This window comes from Lacinutrix himadriensis, assembly GCF_001418105.1.
Lineage (GTDB): Bacteria > Bacteroidota > Bacteroidia > Flavobacteriales > Flavobacteriaceae > Oceanihabitans > Oceanihabitans himadriense.
Map to the genome: position 1 here is coordinate 235,856 of NZ_LIQI01000031.1, position 20,941 is coordinate 256,796.

Annotated in this window: 18 protein-coding genes, 3 tRNA genes and 1 pseudogene; 16 read left to right on the forward strand and 6 right to left on the reverse strand. The window is 33.1% G+C overall.

Going from position 1 to position 20,941, the window contains the following annotated elements; all coding sequences use genetic code 11:
• Positions 1 to 127 precede the first annotated feature (127 nt).
• The 6 genes and pseudogenes from AMD28_RS17030 to AMD28_RS17050 all read left to right on the forward strand — a co-directional run bounded on the left by AMD28_RS17030 (position 128) and on the right by AMD28_RS17050 (position 8,156).
• Positions 128 to 2,902 (forward strand): bifunctional aconitate hydratase 2/2-methylisocitrate dehydratase, encoded by a 2,775-nt coding sequence (locus AMD28_RS17030; RefSeq protein WP_055445387.1) that lies wholly within the window; start codon positions 128 to 130, stop codon positions 2,900 to 2,902.
• A 600-nt stretch (positions 2,903 to 3,502) separates the two neighbouring features.
• Entirely contained in the window at positions 3,503 to 5,773 is a 2,271-nt protein-coding gene (locus AMD28_RS17035) for an aconitate hydratase (RefSeq protein ID WP_055445346.1), read from the forward strand.
• Positions 5,774 to 5,900: 127 nt separating this feature from the next.
• Positions 5,901 to 6,572 carry a Crp/Fnr family transcriptional regulator gene (locus AMD28_RS17040; RefSeq protein ID WP_055445347.1) on the forward strand — a complete coding sequence of 224 codons (672 nt, stop codon included), beginning with the start codon at positions 5,901 to 5,903 and terminating at the stop codon, positions 6,570 to 6,572.
• A gap of 233 nt (positions 6,573 to 6,805) precedes the next feature.
• Positions 6,806 to 6,877 (forward strand): annotated as a pseudogene (locus tag AMD28_RS19185) (hypothetical protein); the annotation flags it as partial.
• A 33-nt stretch (positions 6,878 to 6,910) separates the two neighbouring features.
• Positions 6,911 to 7,519, forward strand: coding sequence for a hypothetical protein (locus AMD28_RS17045; RefSeq protein WP_055445348.1), 609 nt, complete (start codon positions 6,911 to 6,913; stop codon positions 7,517 to 7,519).
• 82 nt (positions 7,520 to 7,601) lie between these two features.
• Positions 7,602 to 8,156, forward strand: a complete 555-nt coding sequence (locus AMD28_RS17050; RefSeq protein WP_055445349.1) for a TlpA family protein disulfide reductase — start codon at positions 7,602 to 7,604, stop codon at positions 8,154 to 8,156.
• Between the two features lie 37 nt (positions 8,157 to 8,193).
• On the opposite strand, the gene AMD28_RS17055 is transcribed toward AMD28_RS17050, so the two are convergent.
• The 3 genes from AMD28_RS17055 to AMD28_RS17065 form a co-directional block, all read right to left on the reverse strand.
• Positions 8,194 to 8,277, reverse strand: a tRNA-Leu gene (locus AMD28_RS17055).
• Positions 8,278 to 8,334: 57 nt separating this feature from the next.
• Positions 8,335 to 8,407 (reverse strand) — tRNA-Lys (locus AMD28_RS17060).
• A gap of 99 nt (positions 8,408 to 8,506) precedes the next feature.
• Positions 8,507 to 8,579 (reverse strand) — tRNA-Lys (locus tag AMD28_RS17065).
• A 157-nt stretch (positions 8,580 to 8,736) separates the two neighbouring features.
• Here AMD28_RS17065 and AMD28_RS17070 point away from each other — a divergent pair.
• Positions 8,737 to 9,255, forward strand: a complete 519-nt coding sequence (locus tag AMD28_RS17070; protein ID WP_055445350.1) for a shikimate kinase — start codon at positions 8,737 to 8,739, stop codon at positions 9,253 to 9,255.
• On the opposite strand, the gene AMD28_RS17075 is transcribed toward AMD28_RS17070, so the two are convergent.
• Both AMD28_RS17075 and AMD28_RS17080 read right to left on the reverse strand, forming a co-directional pair.
• Positions 9,247 to 9,750, reverse strand: coding sequence for a phosphoribosyltransferase family protein (locus AMD28_RS17075; protein WP_055445351.1), 504 nt, complete (start codon positions 9,748 to 9,750; stop codon positions 9,247 to 9,249). The genes AMD28_RS17070 and AMD28_RS17075 overlap by 9 nt on opposite strands.
• A gap of 53 nt (positions 9,751 to 9,803) precedes the next feature.
• Positions 9,804 to 10,178, reverse strand: a complete 375-nt coding sequence (locus tag AMD28_RS17080) for an RNA-binding S4 domain-containing protein (protein ID WP_055445352.1) — start codon at positions 10,176 to 10,178, stop codon at positions 9,804 to 9,806.
• Between the two features lie 163 nt (positions 10,179 to 10,341).
• Here AMD28_RS17080 and AMD28_RS17085 point away from each other — a divergent pair, with 163 nt between their 5' ends.
• Positions 10,342 to 11,418 carry an FKBP-type peptidyl-prolyl cis-trans isomerase gene (locus AMD28_RS17085; RefSeq protein ID WP_055445353.1) on the forward strand — a complete coding sequence of 359 codons (1,077 nt, stop codon included), beginning with the start codon at positions 10,342 to 10,344 and terminating at the stop codon, positions 11,416 to 11,418.
• 75 nt (positions 11,419 to 11,493) lie between these two features.
• Here AMD28_RS17085 and AMD28_RS17090 read toward each other — a convergent pair whose 3' ends face one another.
• A complete protein-coding gene (locus tag AMD28_RS17090; RefSeq protein ID WP_055445354.1) occupies positions 11,494 to 12,081 on the reverse strand; it encodes an outer membrane beta-barrel protein in 588 nt (195 codons plus the stop codon).
• Between the two features lie 177 nt (positions 12,082 to 12,258).
• Between AMD28_RS17090 and tgt the strand changes: the two genes are divergently transcribed.
• The 8 genes from tgt (at position 12,259) to AMD28_RS17130 (ending at position 20,837) form a co-directional block, all read left to right on the forward strand.
• Positions 12,259 to 13,389, forward strand: coding sequence for a tRNA guanosine(34) transglycosylase Tgt (gene tgt, locus AMD28_RS17095; protein WP_055445355.1), 1,131 nt, complete (start codon positions 12,259 to 12,261; stop codon positions 13,387 to 13,389).
• 18 nt (positions 13,390 to 13,407) lie between these two features.
• Complete coding sequence (locus AMD28_RS17100; protein WP_083478366.1) at positions 13,408 to 14,484, forward strand: LptF/LptG family permease; 1,077 nt, start codon at positions 13,408 to 13,410, stop codon at positions 14,482 to 14,484.
• The gene (locus tag AMD28_RS17105) at positions 14,471 to 15,373 is read left to right on the forward strand and encodes a DMT family transporter (RefSeq protein ID WP_055445357.1); all 903 of its coding nucleotides are present in this window, start codon (positions 14,471 to 14,473) and stop codon (positions 15,371 to 15,373) included. Before AMD28_RS17100 ends, AMD28_RS17105 begins: the two co-directional genes overlap by 14 nt.
• 55 nt (positions 15,374 to 15,428) lie before the next feature.
• On the forward strand, positions 15,429 to 16,382 hold the full coding sequence (locus AMD28_RS17110) for an acetyl-CoA carboxylase carboxyltransferase subunit alpha (RefSeq protein ID WP_055445358.1): 954 nt from the start codon (positions 15,429 to 15,431) through the stop codon (positions 16,380 to 16,382).
• 168 nt (positions 16,383 to 16,550) lie between these two features.
• Positions 16,551 to 18,086, forward strand: coding sequence for a replicative DNA helicase (gene dnaB, locus AMD28_RS17115; RefSeq protein WP_055445359.1), 1,536 nt, complete (start codon positions 16,551 to 16,553; stop codon positions 18,084 to 18,086).
• A gap of 44 nt (positions 18,087 to 18,130) precedes the next feature.
• Positions 18,131 to 19,144: an AI-2E family transporter gene (locus AMD28_RS17120; RefSeq protein ID WP_055445360.1), complete on the forward strand. Its 1,014-nt coding sequence runs from the start codon at positions 18,131 to 18,133 to the stop codon at positions 19,142 to 19,144.
• 57 nt (positions 19,145 to 19,201) lie between these two features.
• On the forward strand, positions 19,202 to 20,125 hold the full coding sequence (locus tag AMD28_RS17125; protein ID WP_055445361.1) for an aminotransferase class IV: 924 nt from the start codon (positions 19,202 to 19,204) through the stop codon (positions 20,123 to 20,125).
• The gene (locus tag AMD28_RS17130) at positions 20,112 to 20,837 is read left to right on the forward strand and encodes a sulfotransferase-like domain-containing protein (protein ID WP_055445362.1); all 726 of its coding nucleotides are present in this window, start codon (positions 20,112 to 20,114) and stop codon (positions 20,835 to 20,837) included. The genes AMD28_RS17125 and AMD28_RS17130 overlap by 14 nt, the downstream gene beginning before the upstream one ends.
• Positions 20,838 to 20,941 lie beyond the last annotated feature (104 nt).

Sequence of the window (20,941 nt, forward strand, 5' to 3'; positions counted from 1 at the left end):
ACAAATGCATATTTTTTCATTAATATAATTTAAGTATTAGCGAAACCAACGAAAACGTTTGATATATAACATTTTCTCAAAATAAAATTCCATTTAAGTAAGATTGAAAAGAATTATTCCAGTTAATATGAACACATATAAAGATTACCTTAAAGAGATTGAAGACAGAAAAGAATTAGGTCTTCATCCTAAGCCAATTGATGGTGCTGAATTACTTAGCGAAATTATTACTCAAATTAAAGATGTAGATAATGCGGATAGAGAAGAATCTCTAAACTTCTTTATCTATAATGTTTTACCTGGTACAACAAGTGCTGCAAGTGTTAAAGCTAAGTTTCTAAAAGAAATCATTTTAGGAGAATCTACGGTTGAAGAGATTACCCCAACTTTTGCTTTAGAGCAATTGTCGCACATGAAAGGTGGACCTTCAGTAAAGGTATTGTTAGATATAGCTTTAGGTAATGATGCTGATTTAGCAAAACAGGCTGCTGAAATTTTAAAAACACAAGTTTTCCTTTACGAAGCAGATACTTCTCGTTTAGAAGATGCTTTTAAGAATGGTAGTGAAATAGCAAAAGATATTATAGAAAGTTATGCTAAGGCAGAGTTTTTTACGAAGCTTCCAGAAATAGATGAAACAATAGATGTTGTTACTTATGTTGCTGGAGTTGGAGATATTTCTACAGATTTATTATCTCCAGGAGGAGATGCACACTCAAGATCCGATCGTGAGTTACATGGTCAATGTATGTTCGAGCATAATAAAGACATGCAAAATGAATTATTAGCTTTAAAAGAACAACATCCAGATAAGCGTGTAATGCTAATTGCAGAAAAAGGAACCATGGGAGTTGGTTCTTCTAGAATGTCTGGTGTAAACAACGTGGCTTTATGGACAGGTGTTCCTTTTAGTCAATATGTACCATTTATTAATTTTGCTCCTGTAATTGCAGGTACTAATGGTATTGCTCCAATTTTCTTAACAACAGTTGGTGTAACAGGAGGTATTGGTTTAGATCTTAAAAACTGGGTACAACAAAAAGATGCAGAAGGAAATACCGTTAGAGATGCAGATGGGGAACCAATATTAAAAGAAATGTATTCTGTAGCTACAGGTACCATTCTTACCATTAATACAAAAGAGAAAAAATTATACAACGGAGATAAAGAACTTAAAGATATTTCTGCAGCATTTACACCACAAAAAATGGAGTTTATGAAAGCAGGTGGTTCTTATGCTGTTGTTTTTGGTAAAAAATTACAAACATTTGCTGCAAAAACCTTAGGAATTGAAGCGCCTCAAGTATATGCTACTTCTAAAGAAGTGTCTATCGAAGGACAAGGTTTAACAGCGGTTGAAAAAATATTTAATAAAAATGCAGTAGGAACTTCAGGAGCAACTTTACATGCTGGTTCTTACGTTCGTGCAGAGGTTAATATTGTAGGTTCTCAAGATACTACAGGATTAATGACTTCTCAAGAATTAGAGATGATGGCTGCTACAGTTATTTCTCCAATTGTGGATGGTGCGTACCAATCGGGTTGTCATACCGCTTCGGTTTGGGATGATAAGTCTAAAGCTAACATTCCAAGATTAATGAGCTTTATGAACGATTTTGGTTTAATTACCGGTCGTGATCCAAAAGGAAAGTACTTTCCAATGACAGATGTTATTCATAAAGTACTTAACGATATTACTGTAGGTGATTGGGATATCATTATTGGTGGAGATTCACATACACGAATGTCTAAAGGTGTTGCTTTTGGAGCAGATTCAGGAACCGTTGCATTAGCACTTGCTACAGGGGAAGCTTCAATGCCAATTCCAGAGTCGGTTAAAGTAACTTTTAAAGGACAAATGAAATCGTATATGGATTTCCGTGATGTTGTTCACGCAACACAATCGCAAATGTTAAAGCAATTTGGTGGTGAAAATGTATTCCAAGGTCGTGTTATCGAAGTACACATTGGAACGCTTACTGCAGATGAAGCTTTTACATTTACAGATTGGACTGCAGAAATGAAAGCAAAAGCATCTATTTGTATTTCAGAAGATGATACCTTAATTGAATCTTTAGAGATTGCAAAAGGGCGTATCCAGATCATGATTGAAAAAGGAATGGACAATGCGAAACAAGTACTTCAAGGTTTAGTAAATAAAGCAGAAACTAGAATTATAGAGCTTAAAACGGGTATGAAACCATCTTTAAGACCAGATGCTAACGCTAAATATCATGCAGAAGTTATTATTGATTTAGATGAAATTTCGGAACCAATGATCGCAGATCCAGATGTAAATAACGATGATGTTTCTAAACGTTATACACATGATAATATTAGACCATTGTCTTACTACGGAGGAACTAAAAAAGTAGATTTAGGTTTCGTAGGATCTTGTATGGTTCACAAAGGGGATATGAAAATATTAGCCCAAATGTTGAAAAACGTAGAAGCGCAATATGGTAAAGTAGAATTTAAAGCACCTTTAATAGTTGCACCGCCTACTTATAATATTGTGGATGAGTTGAAAGCCGAAGGAGATTGGGAAGTTTTAGTAAGATACTCTGGTTTCGAGTTCGATGACAATGCACCTAAAGGAGAAGCACGTACCGGATACGAAAACATGTTATACTTAGAACGTCCAGGATGTAACTTATGTATGGGGAACCAAGAAAAAGCGGCACCAGGAGATACAGTAATGGCGACTTCAACACGTTTATTCCAAGGTAGAGTTGTAAAAGATTCTGGAGAGAAAAAAGGGGAATCCTTATTATCTTCTACACCAGTTGTAGTTTTATCTACCATTTTAGGAAGAACTCCTACTATGGCAGAATATGAAGCTGCAGTGGATGGTATTGTTTTAACAAAATTCAAGCCATCAACTAAACAATTAGTGAGATAATCAACAGATTACCTTACAATAAATCAAAATCCCGAGTCTTAGATTCGGGATTTTTTGTTTTAAACGCATTTCTATTAATACCCAAGTATCCGTTGTTGTGTCCATAATTTGGGCGTTACCACAAGGGTCGGGCTTTCCGCTATATCTTTTTTTAATATCATTGTAAAAAAGGAACAATAATAGGATAGCATCTTAAATAAACTTTTTAATACGTATTTAGGTACTTATAAAAAAAAAGGATGCCACTGCAATCCCTAACGCACTAATTCTAGAGTATGAGTAATGTCCCCTTGATGAGACTTTAGGGGTGTTATAGTACTAAGCAGACTTATTTAAGAATATAAGTAATGTTCCCTTGAAGATACCGAGCGTAGCGCATAGGGGTGTTTTTAGAAGTAAAGCATATAAAAAGCCTGAATCATAGATTCGGGCTTTTTTGTGTTTTAAAATTTCCAAGTATTATAGAATAGGTCCTTTTGAATTAGGAGCAAGTACAGCATAGAAAAAACTTATTTTGGTATCATTATTTATATGTTAATTCCGTTTTCAAAGTCATTCTACATTTTGTATATTAGTAGGATAAAATTAAAACAAAATACTATGGCATTCGATATTGATATGATCAAGAAGGTTTATGCTCAAATGGCAGAACGTGTGGATAAAGCACGTGAAGTTGTTGGTAAGCCGTTAACACTTTCAGAAAAAATACTATATAACCACCTTTGGGATGGAAGTCCGACAAAGGCATTCACTAGGGGGAAAGATTATGTAGACTTTGCTCCTGATCGTATTGCTTGTCAAGATGCAACTGCACAAATGGCATTATTGCAATTTATGCAAGCAGGGAAACCACAAGTTGCAGTGCCAACTACGGTACATTGTGATCACTTAATTCAAGCGAAAGACGGAGCGACATCAGATTTAAAACATGCAAACTCGGTAAGTAGTGAAGTGTTTGATTTTCTAGCCTCCGTTTCTAATAAATACGGGATTGGTTTCTGGAAACCAGGAGCAGGAATTATTCACCAAGTAGTACTTGAAAATTATGCATTTCCAGGAGGAATGATGATTGGTACCGATTCCCATACGGTAAATGCTGGTGGATTAGGTATGGTTGCAATTGGTGTTGGTGGAGCAGATGCTGTAGATGTGATGGCAGGAATGGCTTGGGAACTTAAATTTCCAAAATTAATAGGTGTTAAATTAACCGGAAAACTTTCGGGTTGGACGGCACCAAAAGATGTAATATTAAAAGTTGCTGGTATCGTTTCTGCAAAAGGAGGAACGGGAGCAATTGTAGAATATTTTGGTCCAGGAGCTACTTCTATGTCTTGTACAGGAAAAGGAACTATTTGTAATATGGGAGCAGAAATTGGAGCTACCACATCTACATTTGGTTATGATGACTCTATGGAACGCTATTTACGTGCTACCGATAGAGCAGATGTTGCAGATGAAGCAAATAAAATAAGAGAATATTTAACAGGAGATGCAGAAGTGTATGCGAATCCAGAACAATACTTTGATCAAGTTATTGAAATTAACTTATCGGAATTAGGGCCATTACTAAATGGACCTTTTACTCCAGATTTATCTACACCAGTTGGTAAAAAAATGGGAGAACAAGCAAAAGCTAACGATTGGCCTTTAAAAGTAGAATGGGGTTTAATCGGTTCTTGTACTAACTCTTCTTATGAAGATTTATCGAGAGCATCTTCTATTGCGCAACAAGCTTTAGATAAAGGTTTAAAAATGAAATCAGAACTTGGTATTAATCCAGGGTCTGAACAAGTACGTTATACCGCAGCTCGTGATGGTATTCTAGGAATCTTTGAAAAACTAGACGCCAAGATATTCACGAATGCTTGTGGACCATGTATCGGACAATGGGCAAGATATAGTGATCCTAAAAATGCACCAAAAAATAGTATCGTACACTCGTTTAATAGAAATTTTGCGAAACGTGCGGATGGTAACCCAAATACACACGCTTTTGTAGCTTCACCTGAAATAACGGCAGCTATTGCCATTGCAGGTAGATTGGACTTTAATCCGTTAACAGATTCGTTAATTAATGAAGAAGGGCAAGAAGTAAGGTTCGATGAGCCAACAGGATGGGAATTACCTCCAAAAGGATTTGCAGTGGAAGATGCTGGTTTTGTAGAACCAGTTGCTGATGGGAGTAAAGTAGAAGTTTCTGTTAGTCCAACTTCAGAGCGTTTACAATTACTTACGCCATTTGAACCATTAGGAAATACCATTAATGGCGCTAAGCTATTAATTAAAGCTTTTGGAAAATGTACCACAGATCATATTTCTATGGCTGGACCATGGTTACGTTTTAGAGGACATCTAGATAATATTTCTAACAACTGTTTAATTGGAGCTGTAAATGCTTACGGTAAGAAAACAAACTTTGTTAAAAATCAATTAACTGGTGATTTTGGAGGTGTACCAGATACCGCAAGAGCATATAAAGCGGCGGGTATAAAAACAATTGTTGTAGGAGATCATAATTACGGAGAAGGTTCTTCTCGTGAACATGCTGCAATGGAACCAAGACATTTAGGTGTTGCCGCTGTTATTGTGAAGTCGTTTGCACGTATTCATGAAACAAACCTTAAAAAACAAGGGATGTTAGGATTGACATTTGCTAATGAAAACGATTACGATCTAATTCAAGAAGACGATACGTTTAACTTTACAGATTTAAATGCATTTGCACCAGGAAAACAATTAACATTAGAAGTTGTTCATGCAGATGGTTCTAAAGATATCATCATGTTAGATCACACCTATAACCAACCACAAATTGATTGGTATAATGAAGGTTCTGCTTTAAATTTAATTAAGAAAGAAAATAAGGCGTAACGTAATTCTTCAATAGAATATAAATATATTAAAAACTCCTAAAGTAATTTAGGAGTTTTTTTGTGCTTATTTGTAAGTTTTTATGAGAAAACACGACCATTAATCAAATCCTTTAAATAAAATAACGATGAATTCACTTTGGTTTTTTGATGATGTAAATCTCTTTAAAGTACTATGTCCTCATAAATTTAAAACCTATAAGAAAGAGCATAATTTTGATGCTTATAAGAAGAAGGATTATATCTATTTTGAAGAAGATTCTGCTAATAAAGTATACCTAATAGAAAAAGGAAAAGTAAAGATTGGTTACTACAATGAAGAAGGAGATGAAATAGTAAAAGCAATCTTAACTCGAGGGGAACTGTTTGGGGAAAAAGCAATTTTGGGACAAATCACCAGAAAAGAATTTGCACAATCAGTAGATAATCTAACTTCTATCTGTCCTATTGGTGTAGATACCATGCATGATTTAATGCGAGACAATCAGACCTTCAGTTTTAAAATATATAAGTTTATCGGATTTAAATTTCAAAAGCTAGAACGAAGATTACAATTACTTTTATTTAAAGATACTAAATCCCGTTTAAAAGAATTTTTAAATGAGTTATGTGATGAATATGGTTATAACTGTCCTAAAACAGGAGATCATGTCATTAAACATCCATATACACAAAAGGATATTGCTTCCTTAATAGGAACTTCAAGACCGACACTAAATATCCTTTTAAATGAATTAAAAGAAGAGAAAGTGCTTGATTTCAATAGAAAGGAAATAAGAATTTATAAAAAAAGCGCTTAGTGTTAGCTGGCTAACATTTAGTTATTGCTATAAGATATAATTTTGACCTATAAATAATAAAATTATAAAGCAATGATTAGAAAAACAATTTTAGCAGTTATGGCATTAGGGATTTTTGCCACTTCATGCAGTAGTGATGACGATAACAACAACACTTCTTCAACAGCAGATTTACATTAAACCTAGCAGGTTTAGAAGCATTAGGATCCGATTTCGTTTACGAAGGATGGATTATTGTAGACGGTTCTCCCGTTTCTACAGGAACTTTTACAGACGTAACTTTTCCAAAAACATTTACAGTAGATGCTACGCAATTAACAGCAGCAACAACATTTGTATTGTCTATTGAACCAGCAGTAGATGCTGATCCTGCACCAGCAGCAACAAAAATTTTAGCTGGAGATTTTTCAGGAAGTTCTGCAAATGTAAATTCTAATTTAGTAGCAGATTTTTCTGCAGCAACAGGAACATACATTTTAGCGACTCCTACAGATACGGATGATACTAATGAAGCTAGTGGTGTTTGGTTTTTAGATAACACTTCAGGAACAGCAGTAACTGGTTTAGACTTACCAACACTTGCTGACGGATGGAAATATGAAGGTTGGGCGGTAATTGACGGTACACCAGTAAGTACAGGAACTTTTACAGATGCTGCAATGGCAGATGATAATGCAGCAACGTCACCATTTAAAGGAGATGCTGGAAATGGACCAGGATTTCCAGGAGAAGACTTTTTACAAAATGCACCAGCAGGAATGACATTTCCTACAGACTTAAAAGGAGCAACCATCGTTGTTTCTGTAGAACCTAGTCCAGATAATAGTGCAGCACCATTTACATTAAAACCATTAGCACACGTGGTTCCTACAGACGCAATGAACCATACAGCAATTGCAATGGGAGCGGGACCTGTAGTATCTCTTTCGGGATCGGTAACTAGATAAATAATAATAGAGGTTTAATCCTTGTTTTTTGTTAGATTTGAAGCGTTGTTTACTTATAAATAACGCTTCATTTTGTTTTATTATGAATACATCAAAACTTAAAAATATACTCTTTTTTGTAATCATTGCGCTATTGATAATACCGCAAACAAGAAAACCTATTCAAGTAATGCTACATAAAGGTTTGGCTTTGTTTAGTCCTTCTGTTAAAACGGAAGCGGATAGCAAGGTGATAAACTATGCTAGTTGGCAATTGCTAGATATAGAAGGAAATACGGTGGACTTTAAAGATTTTAAGGGAAAGGTGGTGCTAATCAACTTTTGGGCTACTTGGTGCCCTCCTTGTATTGCAGAAATGCCTAGCCTTCAAAAACTACAGAGTGATTATAAAGATAAGGTGGTGTTTCTATTTGTTTCCAACGAAAAAAAGGAAAAGATAGATGCGTTTTTATCTAAAAACAAGTATTTGTTTAACGTGTTTACTCCTTTAGAGAATCCTTCAGAATTTGAAGTATCAAGTATTCCGAGAACATTGCTAATAAACAAAGAAGGAAAAATTATAATAGATAAAGAAGGTGCTGCAAATTGGAATAGTAAAACCGTTAGAGAAACAATAGATAGCTTATTATCGTTTTAGTACGGGTACAGTAAAATAGAAGTAATCGTGTAAATAGTGCGCACGAGAAGATTCGAACTTCCACGGACTAATGTCCACCAACCCCTCAAGCTGGCGCGTCTACCAATTCCGCCACGTGCGCAAAATAAAAAACCAATATAAATAAAAAAAAGTTAAGCGAATGCTTAACTTTTTTTTGTGACCGGGCTGGGGCTCGAACCCAGGACCCTCTCCTTAAAAGGGAGATGCTCTACCAACTGAGCTACCAGGTCATTGTTTAATAACAATTTATGTAATACTAAAAAAATGATCATACTCTATTTCTAGAGATATATAAAAAAAACCACTAATTAAAAATTAATGGCTTTTAGTGACCGGGCTGGGGCTCGAACCCAGGACCCTCTCCTTAAAAGGGAGATGCTCTACCAACTGAGCTACCAGGTCATTATTTCAAATAACAACATATAATATTGTTGTTAGCGGGTGCAAATATAAAATGTTTAATTAATAAAACAATGGTTTTTCAAGAAAATTTTAAAGTTTTTTTGTTTTTTTGTATTCTCATAAGTGTATGTTTTTAATAATCAATTTATAACAGAAAATGATAATAGTTTTACTAGGGTATATGGCATCAGGAAAATCCTATTTTGGAAGAAAAATAGCAGATATTCTAGAATATGAATTTATAGATTTAGATGATTTTATTGAAAAAGAAGAAAATACATCTATTAGCAACCTGTTTTCCACCAAAGGAGAGATCTATTTTAGAAAAAAAGAACACGATTCTTTAAAAAAGCTCCTTGCCACCAAAAACAAAACAGTAATTAGTTTAGGAGGAGGGACACCTTGTTATGCTAATAATATGGATTTGCTTTTAAAGGATACAAATGTCAAAACACTTTACTTACAAGTAACAATACCTAACTTGGTAGAAAGAGTCTTAAACGAAACCGATAAAAGACCTTTAATTGCGCATCTTAAAACAAAAGAAGCATTAACAGAGTTTATTGGTAAACACCTTTTTGAAAGACTTGGGTATTATTCGCAAGCAGAATTTACTATTGATGCTAATAAAAAAGAAAATGAAATTGCAGAATCTATTTTAATGCAGTTATTTTAAAAAGGCTTCAAAATTGTTTTCTTCTAAGACAACGTCAATATGTTCATGTAATGAAGTAGAAAGCGAAATCCCCTTAAAATCTGCTTTAACAGGATATTTTTTATGATTTCTATTTACTAGTACAGCCGTTTTAAATTGTTTTAGTGGTACATCTAAAAAATGTTTAACACCATAAACTAAGGTGGTGCCACTATTTAATACATCATCTATTAAAATTACAGATTTATTGGTGTAATCTTTTGCAGGTATAGAAGTGCTAATTTTATTTAAAGGATTTTTTTTGTCAATAATAACCTTACATAGTATTGGCTTTATTGTAGATATTTTAGATAATGTGGTTTTTAGTTTTTTTGCTAAAATATAACCATTACTATCTATTCCTGCCAAAACAACTTCTTCTTCATTGACATTGCTTTCATAAATTTGATAAGCAATTCGCTTAATTTTATGATTAATTTCTTCGTGAGTTAGAATACTGTTCTTTTTGCTAACCATTATTTAGAGTTGTTTTTTTCAAAGATAAATGAGATTATTTAAATGTAATAATTTTAATCTTCATTTTCTTCATTATAGTCCTCAATATCTCTTCTGTCTTTTTTAGTAGGTCTTCCTGTTCCTCTTTTTCGGTAATACTCTTTAGAGTATTTTAAAAGTTCTTGCGCTTCAAATGCTTCCTTAGGCGTGATATCTGTTCGGTAAATATCAACCAGTTTTGCACCAACTCTATTTGGAGGTATATCATTAACTTTTAATTTATAGTTTATTTGGTTTTTTCTCACCTCAATAATATCTGTAGCATATACATCTCTACTTGGTTTGGCAGCATCACCATTAATTTTAATGTGCCCTTTTTTGCAAGCTGTAGTTGCTATACTTCTTGTTTTAAAATACCTAACACACCACAAAAATTTATCTATACGCATATAACTTATTATAAAAAACTACGTTAATGTTCTTGCGCAAAATTAGTTTAAAATTGTATCTTGCAGGCAAAAAAATAGTAATAATGAAATAACCAAAAAGATTTTTAACTATTTAAAATCTAATGGTATTCCATTTTTCAAAAGAAAAATTAAAAAAGCACAAATGAAATTAAGAAAAATTGCATTAATAGTATTTGCATTAATTATAGGAGTTGCAGGTTGTTCTCCAGATGATGATTCTACTGTAGTTGTTTCATATAGAGACAGAACAGAAGTTTATGCTGAAGATATATTAGAAATAGAAACGTTTTTAGAAACACATTATTTAAATTTAGAAGATAATGCTTTTGATTTTGGCGATCTATATAATCCATCTAATGATGATTTTGAAATTGTATTTAGTGCTATAGAAGCTGGTTCTACAGAAACTGCTTTAATAGACATGCCACAACTTAAGTTTAAAATGGTTGAAGATCCTTTAGAGGACGGCTTGTTTTACAAACTTTATTACTTAGAAATGAGACAAGGTTTAGGAGACGATGTGCATTTTATTGATAAAGCATTAGTAAACTATGAAGGTATTACAACAGAAGATTTTGTATTTGATAAAGCTGTAAATCCTACAAGTTTTGAGCTTACAGCAGTATTAAGTGGTGGTGTGGTTACTGGATTTATGGAAAGCTTAATTGAGTTTAAAACGGCTACTAGTTTTACTGAAAATAATGATGGAACAGTTGCTTACCATGAACATGGTATTGGGGCTGCTTTTTTACCTTCAGGAATTGGATATTTCGGACAAACATTAACAAACCTTAGTAGTTATACGCCGCTTATCTTTAAATTTAATGTATTTGATCGTGTTTTATTAGATCATGATAATGATGGTATTCCTTCTTATTTAGAAGATTTAGATAGCGATTCTAATGTGTATAATGAGGATACAGATGAAGATGCTGCTCCTAACTTTTTTGATGCAGATGATGATGGAGATGGTACAGGTACCATAGATGAAATTGAATTGATTTCCTATGAATTAGATGATGATGGTTTGCCATTTTTAACGAAAGCGGATGCACAAAACCATTTTGATACTAGCGATCAAATTGATGCAAATGAAGTGCTTATTGATATTCAATTTGACTTTAGTGATGATACATTCACGCTAAATACATTTGTTGCTACAGATTCTAATGGTAACGGTATTCCAGATTATTTAGACGATACGTATCCTGAAGAATAAATTCAGAAATTACCAAAATAAAAAAAGCCACTTTCTTAATAGAAAAGTGGCTTTTTTTATTTTAGTTTTTTAAAATTATAATAAAATAGAAAGACTTAGTATTAGTTGATCTGGTCTGGTGTCAATTCTATCAACACCTTCTAAAAGATTATTACTAATAAAAGTGGCTTCGTTTTCACTAAAACCTCTTTCGTATCTTAAATCAATTCCAATGGAATTAAAGCTTACTCCAAAACCAAAATTTAGGCCTACTGTAAAATCATTTTCCACTTCACTAATAGCAATACCATCAAATTCAGTATCTAAAATATATTGCAAAGAAGGACCAGCAAAAGCATTAAAGAACTTTAAAAACTTAAAGCCAACTAATAAAGGAGCATCTAGTTTTTGCATAATAAATGCGTCACTATTATAATCACTCTTTGTTTTGGTGTATACCAATTCTGGTTTAAAAAATATTTTTCCATCTATTTTTCCAAATACACCAACATGAAAACCAACATTTCTTTCTGGATTTTCATAAGTCGTTTCAGTAGATTCAAGATATTTCCCATTAGCATTGTAGTTTAACCCTGCTTTAACACCAAATCCAGATCCTTGTTGTGCGCTTGTATTAAAGATAAAAGCAAAAAGCAAAAGACTTGTAATTAAGACATTTTTCATAATAATTCGTTTTATGGATTTCTTATTAAAACGAAGATACAAAGTAATTATTTTCTTTTACAAATGTTTCTGTAGCTTTAATAGAGATTGAAATGTAGTAGAAATTGTAATTTTATTAAATGTTTAAGAAGGTATCTTGTTTAGTTAATTATATTTGCCACTTCTTAATATGTTAAAATGAAATTTGAATTAAAAGGAAAAGATGCACAAAGTAGTGCAAGAGCAGGAGTAATGACGACAGATCATGGAGTAATAGAAACCCCAATATTCATGCCTGTTGGTACTGTAGGGTCTGTAAAAGGTGTGCATCAACGTGAGTTAAAAAACGATATTAATCCAGATATTATTTTAGGGAATACCTATCATTTGTTTTTAAGACCAAAAACAACCATTTTAGAAAAAGCAGGAGGACTGCATAAGTTCATGAATTGGGATAGAAATATCTTAACAGATTCTGGTGGGTATCAAGTATATTCACTTTCAGCAAATAGAAAAATTAAAGAAGAAGGTGTTAAATTTAAATCGCATGTAGATGGTAGTATGCACATGTTTACTCCAGAAAATGTAATGGAAATTCAACGTAGTATTGGTGCAGACATCATCATGGCTTTTGATGAATGTACACCATATCCATGTGACTATAACTACGCAAAGCGTTCTATGCACATGACGCATCGTTGGTTGAATAGATGTATAAATCATTTAGAGAAAACACCTTTAAAATACGATTATAACCAAACATTTTTCCCAATTGTACAAGGTAGTACGTATAAAGATTTACGTCGCCAATCTGCAGAGTATATTGCAAATGCAGGAGCAGCAGGAAATGCCATTGGTGGACTTTCTGTAGGAGAACCAGCTGATGAAATGTATGCCATGACAGAAGTGGTTACAGAAATCCTTCCAGAAGACAAACCTCGTTATTTAATGGGCGTGGGGACTCCAATTAATATTTTAGAAAACATTGCCTTAGGTATCGATATGTTTGATTGTGTGATGCCAACACGTAACGCAAGAAACGGAATGCTATTTACAGCACATGGAACGATGAATATGAAAAACGCCAAATGGAAAGATGATTTTTCTCCAATTGACGAAATGGGAATTACCTTTGTAGATACTGAATATAGTAAAGCATATCTGAAACATTTATTTTCCGTAAATGAATTGTTAGGAAAACAAATCGCAACCATTCATAACCTAGGTTTTTATATGTGGTTGGTTCGTGAAGCTAGAAAACATATATTAGCGGGAGATTTTAGAACCTGGAAAGATATGATGGTAAAACAAATGGATAAACGTTTATAATAACAAGAAAACAGGAAATTGAAAATACTTGATTGGTACATATTAAAGCGCTATTTGTCTACATTTTTCATGATGTTGCTACTTTTTATTCCTATTGGAATAACAGTACACCTTGCCGAGAAAATTGGTAAAATCCTTGAAAATGATGTACCTATTGGTGAAGTCCTACTTTACTTTGTAGATTTTACCATTTACTTTGCGCATTTACTTTTTCCGCTATTTTTGTTTTTATCGGTTATATTTTTCACATCCAAACTTGCGAATAATACAGAAATTGTAGCCTTTTTAAGTTCCGGAGTTTCCTTTACCAGATTTTTAAGACCTTATTTAATAGGCGCTTCTATTGTTGCTGTATTTGCTTTAATATTAGGGTTGTACTTAGCGCCAGAAGCAAGTAAAGGCTTTAATGATTTCGATTTTAAATACTTTAAAAAAGGAAAGAGCGCAGCAAAGACACAAAACGTATTTCGGCAAATTAATGATAACGATTATATATACGTAAGTAGTTTTAATATTAAAGAAAAACTAGGACAAAACTTTACTTTAGAGCATTTTGAAAACGATAAAATGATCTCGAAAATAGAAGCACAAAGTATACGCTATATTGAAAAGGACTCTACATATAGAATGATTAGATATGTAAAAAGAACTATAGGAGAGCACGATGATGTTATAGTACAAGAAAGAAGAAAAGACACCCTGTTTTCTTTCGATCTAGAAGATTTAACTCCTGTCGAGTATATTGCAGAAACGCTTACTTATGGCGATTTAACAAAGTTTATAGCCAAAGAAGAACAAAGAGGATCTTCTAATATTGGACGCTATAAATTGGTGCAATACAGAAAATGGAGTTTGCCAGTTTCGGTATTTATTTTAACCATTATAGCAGTTGCAGTATCTTCTATAAAACGTCGTGGAGGAATGGGGGTAAACCTTGCTTTCGGTATTTGTATTGCAATGATATTTGTGTTTTTCGATAAAATATTTGGTGTCATGGCAGCACAATCCGACTTTTCGCCAATACTAGCAGTATGGTTTCCAAATATAATTTTTGGTGTTCTAGCTACATACTTATTATACAATGCTAAACGATAAGCTAAAAAATTACCTGCACTTACATGTGCTAGTATTTATTGCTGGGTTTACGGCAATTCTTGGGGAGCTAATTACCATTAGTTCTGTTCCATTAGTTTGGTTTAGAATGGCAATGGCAAGCATATTAGTAAGTATTTACGTCGCTGTTTCTAAAACAAAAATAAAACTTTCTTTAAACGATATAGCAAAGCTTTCTATTGCAGGTGTTATTATAGCCTTACATTGGATTACTTTTTTTGGAGCCATAGACGCTTCCAACGTTTCTATAACTCTAGCTATGTTTTCTACTGGAGCTTTTTTTGCTTCCTTAATAGAACCTTTAATTTACAAACGAAGTGTTATTTGGTACGAAATACTCTTCGGTGTCATTGTTATTATTGGAGTGATTATTATCACGCAAAGCGAAATGAAATACATTAACGGAATCATTTTAGGTATCACATCTGCTTTCCTATCCTCATTATTCGCCGTACTTAACGGAAAGTTTTTAGAAAAACACAGTGCAACTACCATTTCATTTTACGAATTTATAAGCGGAGTAGCTTTTATAACCATATTTCTTTTAGTTTTTTATGATGGGTTTTCTCTTTCCTTTTTTCAATTACCAACATCCGATTATATATACTTATTCATTCTTGCATCTATTTGTACTGCGTATGCTTTTATAGCTTCCGTATATGTAATGCGCTATATAAGTCCCTATACGGTGGTGCTTACCTATAATTTAGAACCTATTTACGGTATTATTTTAGCAATCTTACTTTTTCCGGAAAAAGAAAAAATGACCACAAATTTTTATTATGGAGCCTCTTTAATTCTTGGAGTAGTGCTACTTAACGGCATTTTGAAAAATAGGAAAGCTTTAAAAGCAAAGAAGATAAAAGAGTAAACAAAAAAAATACGTAATTTTGCACACTAACTATTAATTAAACTTAAATTCAAAAATGGAATATTTAGAATTTGAACTACCTATAAAAGAGCTAGAAGATCAATTGCAAAAATGCCAAATCATTGGTACTGAAAGTGATGTAGATGTTACAGAAACTTGCAAGCAAATTGAGAAAAAACTTTTAGCTACCAAAAAGGATATATACAAAAACTTAACACCATGGCAACGTGTACAAATGTCACGTCATCCTAATAGACCATATACTTTAGATTATATTAAAGCACTTTGTGGCGAATCTTTTTTAGAGCTTCATGGAGACAGAACCTTTAAAGATGATAAAGCAATGATTGGTGGTCTTGGTAAAATTGGAGACCAAAGTTTTATGTTTATCGGACAACAAAAAGGGTATAATACTAAAACAAGACAATACAGAAACTTCGGGATGGCAAATCCAGAAGGTTACAGAAAAGCGTTACGCTTAATGAAATCTGCCGAAAAATTTGGTATTCCTGTAGTTACGTTATTAGATACTCCTGGAGCTTATCCTGGTTTAGAAGCAGAAGAACGCGGACAAGGAGAAGCTATTGCTAGAAATATACTTGAAATGACAAGGCTAAAAGTGCCAATTATTACCATTGTTATTGGTGAAGGTGCTTCTGGTGGTGCATTAGGTATTGGTGTTGGAAATAAAGTATTAATGTTAGAAAACACTTGGTATTCTGTAATATCACCAGAATCTTGTTCTTCTATTTTATGGAGAAGCTGGGAGTATAAAGAACAGGCTGCAGATGCATTAAAACTTACTGCTACAGATATGAAAAAACTCGGTATTGTAGATGAGATCATCAAAGAGCCACTTGGTGGAGCGCATCAAGATAGAGAGAAAACATTTGCTTCTGTAAGTACGGCTATTCTTAAAAGTTTTGAGGAGTTTAAAAACTTATCACCAAAAGAATTAGTAAATCAACGTATGGAAAAATATGCAAACATAGGAGTTTATAAAGGCTAGTCCGTATAAAACCACTTGATAAAAAAATCTGAAGTTAGACGCTTCAGTTTTTTTTATGCTTATTAACAATATTTATTACTTATTAACAGTTAAAATGTTAACTACCTGTGAAGATTGAACTATCTTTATACGTACTAATATCTCAACAATTTATTTACATTCGCTTACATGAAGCAACCAAATCAAGTAAAAGGCTATCCAGTCGATAAAAGTACATTAATCAATCTTGAAAGAGGGAAAATCCCTCCACAAGCTCTTGATTTAGAAGAGGTTGTGCTTGGTGCAATGATGATCGATAAAAAGGGTGTAGATGAAGTTATTGATATTTTAAGTGCAGATGCTTTTTACAAAGAAGCACATCAACATATTTTTGAAGCTATCTTTCAACTCTTTGAAAACAGTGAGCCAGTCGACTTATTAACCGTTTCTAGTCAATTAAAGAAAAATCAAAAACTAGATTTATCTGGAGGTGATTTTTACCTTATTTCACTAACACAAAAAGTGTCTTCTTCTGCGCATATTGAGTTTCATGCACGTATTATTTTACAGAAATTTATTCAGCGTAGTTTAATAAAGATTTCTTCCGAAATCATTGAAGATGCTTATGATGAAACACAAGATGTTTTCGATTTATTAGACAAAGCAGAATCTAAACTATACGAAGTAACACAAGGAAATATTAAGAAATCGAGTGAAACTGCTCAAGACTTAGTAATTCAAGCGAAAAAGAAAATTGAAGAAATATCCAATCAAGAAGGTTTAAGTGGTATTGCTACAGGATTCAATAAATTAGATAAACTTACTTCTGGTTGGCAGCCTTCCGATTTAATTATTGTAGCTGCTCGTCCAGGTATGGGTAAAACAGCATTAACCTTATCTATGGCTAGAAATATTGCCGTAGATCAAAATGTACCAGTAGCATTCTTTTCTTTAGAGATGGCTTCCGTACAGCTAATTACACGTCTAATTTCTAGTGAAACCGGATTGTCTTCCGAAAAGCTAAGAACAGGGAAACTAGAAAAACACGAATGGGAACAATTAAACGTAAAGGTAAAAGGTTTAGAAAAAGCACCTTTGTTTATTGATGATACACCTTCACTTTCTATTTTCGATTTACGTGCAAAGGCAAGACGTTTAGCATCACAACACGGTATTAAAATGATCATGATTGATTATTTACAGTTAATGACTGGTGGACCAAGTCATGGTGGAAATCGTGAACAAGAAATCTCGATGATTTCTAGAAACTTAAAAGCATTAGCTAAAGAATTAATGGTGCCTGTAATTGCACTATCGCAATTATCGCGTGCTGTAGAAACGCGTGGAGGAAGTAAAAGACCTTTACTATCCGATTTACGTGAATCTGGAGCGATTGAGCAAGATGCCGATATTGTAAGTTTTATTTATAGACCAGAATATTATAAAATTGACGAATGGGATGATGAAGAGCGTTCACCAACTGAAGGTCAAGCCGAATTTATTATTGCGAAACATAGAAATGGTGGACTAGAAAATATTCGTTTAAAGTTTATTGGACACTTAGGTAAGTTTGATAATCTTGACGATTTTGATTCGCCTTTTGAGTTTCATTCTAAAATGAATGCAGCAGCAAACGATGATACTTTAATCTCTGAAAATTTACCATCACCTAGTGATGCATTTGGTGCTCCAGATGATTTTGATGATAATGATGTACCATTTTAACCTAATTTTTTAATAGCTAGAGTAATAGAAAAATAAGAACCTACATGTTAAGCGAACGCAGAACCACCAACATACTACTATTAATTATAGTGATACCAATTTTGTTTTATTTATTAAAAGTATTGTCTTTTATATTTATTCCGTTGGTGTTTGCTATGTTTATTGCATTGTTGTTTTTACCATTAATGCGTTGGTTGGGCAAACGTAGAGTTCCAAAAATAGTAAGTATAATTATTGTCATTTTATTAATAGGGATTGGATTAAAAGCAGGAGTAGAGCTTATCAAATTGTCTAGCAAACAAATTATGGCTAGTGATACTGCTTTTTTTGATAACGCAGAAGTTAAAATAAATGATGCAGCGCAATACCTAGAAAACACTTTTGGGGTAGAGATGCAAAAAGATAAAAACATCTTATCGCAATTTATTCAAAAAGAAAACATTGGTACAACTGTTGGTTTTTTACGTCAGTTTTTAACCATGTTACTCATGACGGCATTCTTTGTAGTACTCTTATTAGCAGAGTCTATTAACATGCAGGATGTTTTAAATAAGATGGTTTTAAAGAAAAAACGGACTTCTCTATTAGCATACGGTAAAATACAGAAAGAACTAAACACCTTTATAAAAGTAAAGTTTTTAGTTAGCTTTTTAACAGGTCTTGGTACCGGTTTAGCTTGTTATTTCTTTGATGTTAGTTTTCCAATCTTTTGGGGGCTTTTTGCCTTTGCAATTAATTTTGTGCAAATGGTTGGCTCTTTTATTGCTGTCATTGCACTTTCCATTTTTGCATTTATAGAACTAGATCCAACAAGTACTTTGTTTTTCTTTGTACTTGCTATTACTGGAGTTCAAGTATTATTTGGAGCTATTTTAGAACCTGTATTTATGGGAAAATCATTCTCCATAAATATTATTACAGTCTTAGTGATGTTAATGTTTTGGGGATTTCTTTGGGGAATTCCAGGACTTATTATGGCTATTCCTATTACTGTATTTCTTAAAATTATCTTCGAACAGTTTCCTAGTACCAAAAAGATTTCCGATTTAATTTCTTAGACGAATTACCACGTTTTTCATTATCTTTAATTCTCAAAATTAAAAGATAATAAGTTCATGGTTCATGGTACGCATAATGCTGTAGAAGACAGCAGAAATAAAGACATTCAAATTTATATTAACGGAGAATTCTTCCCAAGAGAAGACGCTAAAATTTCGGTTTTAGATAGTGGTTATCTTGTAGGTGATGGAATCTGGGAAGCACTTCGATTACACAAAGGGGTTCTCGTTTTTCTAAAAGATCATTTAGATAGATTATGGCAATCCGCAGCAAGTGTTGGTATGCAATTTCCTTTTACTAAAGAAGGATTGATTGAAGAAGTCTGGAAAACCTTAAACAAGAATAATATGCAAGACCATGTGCACGTGCGTATTATGATTACTAGAGGAATTAAAAAAACACCGTCACAAGATCCTAGACTAACTATTTCTGGACCAAATGTGGTTATTTTACCAGAATACAAAAAAGCGTCACCAGAAAGTAAAGAAAAAGGAATCACTTTATTTACAAGTACCATTCGTCGTGGTTCTCCAGATTATTTAGATCCTAGATTAAATTGCCATAGTAAACTGCACGAAGTACAAGCACTTATTCAAGCCATTGAAGCTGGAGCAGACGAAGCTTTAATGCTCGATGTCAACGGTTTTGTTGCCACTTGTAACGCTACTAATTTTTTCATTATAAAAGATAACGAAGTGTATACTTCTACCGGACAATATTGCATGAATGGTATTACCAGAGCAAAAGTTATTGAAGCGTGCAAAATAAATAATATTCCATGTCATCAAAAAGACTTCTCTTTGTTTGATGTATATGGTGCAGATGAAGCTTTTGTAACCGGAACATTTGGAGGCTTAACACCTGTAACAAAAATTGATGGTAGAATAATAGGTGAGAAATCTTATGGCGATTTTACTAGAAAGCTAAGCGGTTTATATAATGAGCTTATAGATAAAGAAGTTGCAGATGGAAAAGACTAAACGCATCTGTTTATGGTCTGGGCCAAGAAATATTTCTACCACTTTAATGTATAGTTTTGCACAAAGACAAGATACTAAAGTGGTGGATGAACCTTTGTATGCCCACTATTTAAGTAATACCAATGCAAAAGAGTATCATCCAGGAACCCAAGATATTCTAGATACTTTAGATCAGGATGGTAAAAAGGTGATAGCCGAAATGATGACCAATACTTCCAGTCCTGTTTTCTTTTTTAAAAATATGACACATCATTTATTAAACTTGGATAGAGGTTTTATGAAAGAGGTATACAATGTGATACTAACGCGAGATCCTGTAGAAATGCTTCCTTCGTTTGATAAGGTAATCCATAATCCAACTATAGAAGATGTTGGTTATGCCAAACATACCGAGTTGTTAGATTATATGGAAACAAATAATATAAAACCAATTGTTTTAGATTCGAAACGTGTTTTATTAAATCCGAAGAAAGTACTAACCCAATTATGCGATTTTATAGGTATTCCTTTTGATGAAAACATGTTGCATTGGCAAGCTGGATCTAGACCAGAAGATGGTGTTTGGGCAAAATATTGGTATGCAAATATTCATAAATCTACGGGATATTTAGCCTACAAACCAAAGACCGAAACTTTCCCAGAGCATTTAAAACCGTTATTAAACCAATGCAAACCACATTATAATAAATTACTTAAATACGCTATTGGTTAAAATTATATTAATGCAGGTTTAAACGTAATAATTTTAAGTATCTTTCTTCCAATGAAAAAAATAATCACAGTATTTCTAATCCTTTTATTTACACAAGCTTATGC

What these genes read in the sequence shown, in the direction of transcription:
- AMD28_RS17030 (WP_055445387.1), top strand. Translation starts at nt 128, where the DNA reads ATGAACACATATAAAGATTACCTTAAAGAGATTGAAGACAGAAAAGAA.
- AMD28_RS17035 (WP_055445346.1), top strand. Translation starts at nt 3,503, where the DNA reads ATGGCATTCGATATTGATATGATCAAGAAGGTTTATGCTCAAATGGCA.
- AMD28_RS17040 (WP_055445347.1), top strand. Translation starts at nt 5,901, where the DNA reads ATGAATTCACTTTGGTTTTTTGATGATGTAAATCTCTTTAAAGTACTA.
- AMD28_RS17050 (WP_055445349.1), top strand. Translation starts at nt 7,602, where the DNA reads ATGAATACATCAAAACTTAAAAATATACTCTTTTTTGTAATCATTGCG.
- AMD28_RS17070 (WP_055445350.1), top strand. Translation starts at nt 8,737, where the DNA reads ATGATAATAGTTTTACTAGGGTATATGGCATCAGGAAAATCCTATTTT.
- AMD28_RS17075 (WP_055445351.1), bottom strand. Translation starts at nt 9,750, where the DNA reads ATGGTTAGCAAAAAGAACAGTATTCTAACTCACGAAGAAATTAATCAT.
- AMD28_RS17080 (WP_055445352.1), bottom strand. Translation starts at nt 10,178, where the DNA reads ATGCGTATAGATAAATTTTTGTGGTGTGTTAGGTATTTTAAAACAAGA.
- AMD28_RS17085 (WP_055445353.1), top strand. Translation starts at nt 10,342, where the DNA reads ATGAAATTAAGAAAAATTGCATTAATAGTATTTGCATTAATTATAGGA.
- AMD28_RS17090 (WP_055445354.1), bottom strand. Translation starts at nt 12,081, where the DNA reads ATGAAAAATGTCTTAATTACAAGTCTTTTGCTTTTTGCTTTTATCTTT.
- tgt (WP_055445355.1), top strand. Translation starts at nt 12,259, where the DNA reads ATGAAATTTGAATTAAAAGGAAAAGATGCACAAAGTAGTGCAAGAGCA.
- AMD28_RS17105 (WP_055445357.1), top strand. Translation starts at nt 14,471, where the DNA reads ATGCTAAACGATAAGCTAAAAAATTACCTGCACTTACATGTGCTAGTA.
- AMD28_RS17110 (WP_055445358.1), top strand. Translation starts at nt 15,429, where the DNA reads ATGGAATATTTAGAATTTGAACTACCTATAAAAGAGCTAGAAGATCAA.
- dnaB (WP_055445359.1), top strand. Translation starts at nt 16,551, where the DNA reads ATGAAGCAACCAAATCAAGTAAAAGGCTATCCAGTCGATAAAAGTACA.
- AMD28_RS17120 (WP_055445360.1), top strand. Translation starts at nt 18,131, where the DNA reads ATGTTAAGCGAACGCAGAACCACCAACATACTACTATTAATTATAGTG.
- AMD28_RS17125 (WP_055445361.1), top strand. Translation starts at nt 19,202, where the DNA reads ATGGTTCATGGTACGCATAATGCTGTAGAAGACAGCAGAAATAAAGAC.
- AMD28_RS17130 (WP_055445362.1), top strand. Translation starts at nt 20,112, where the DNA reads ATGGAAAAGACTAAACGCATCTGTTTATGGTCTGGGCCAAGAAATATT.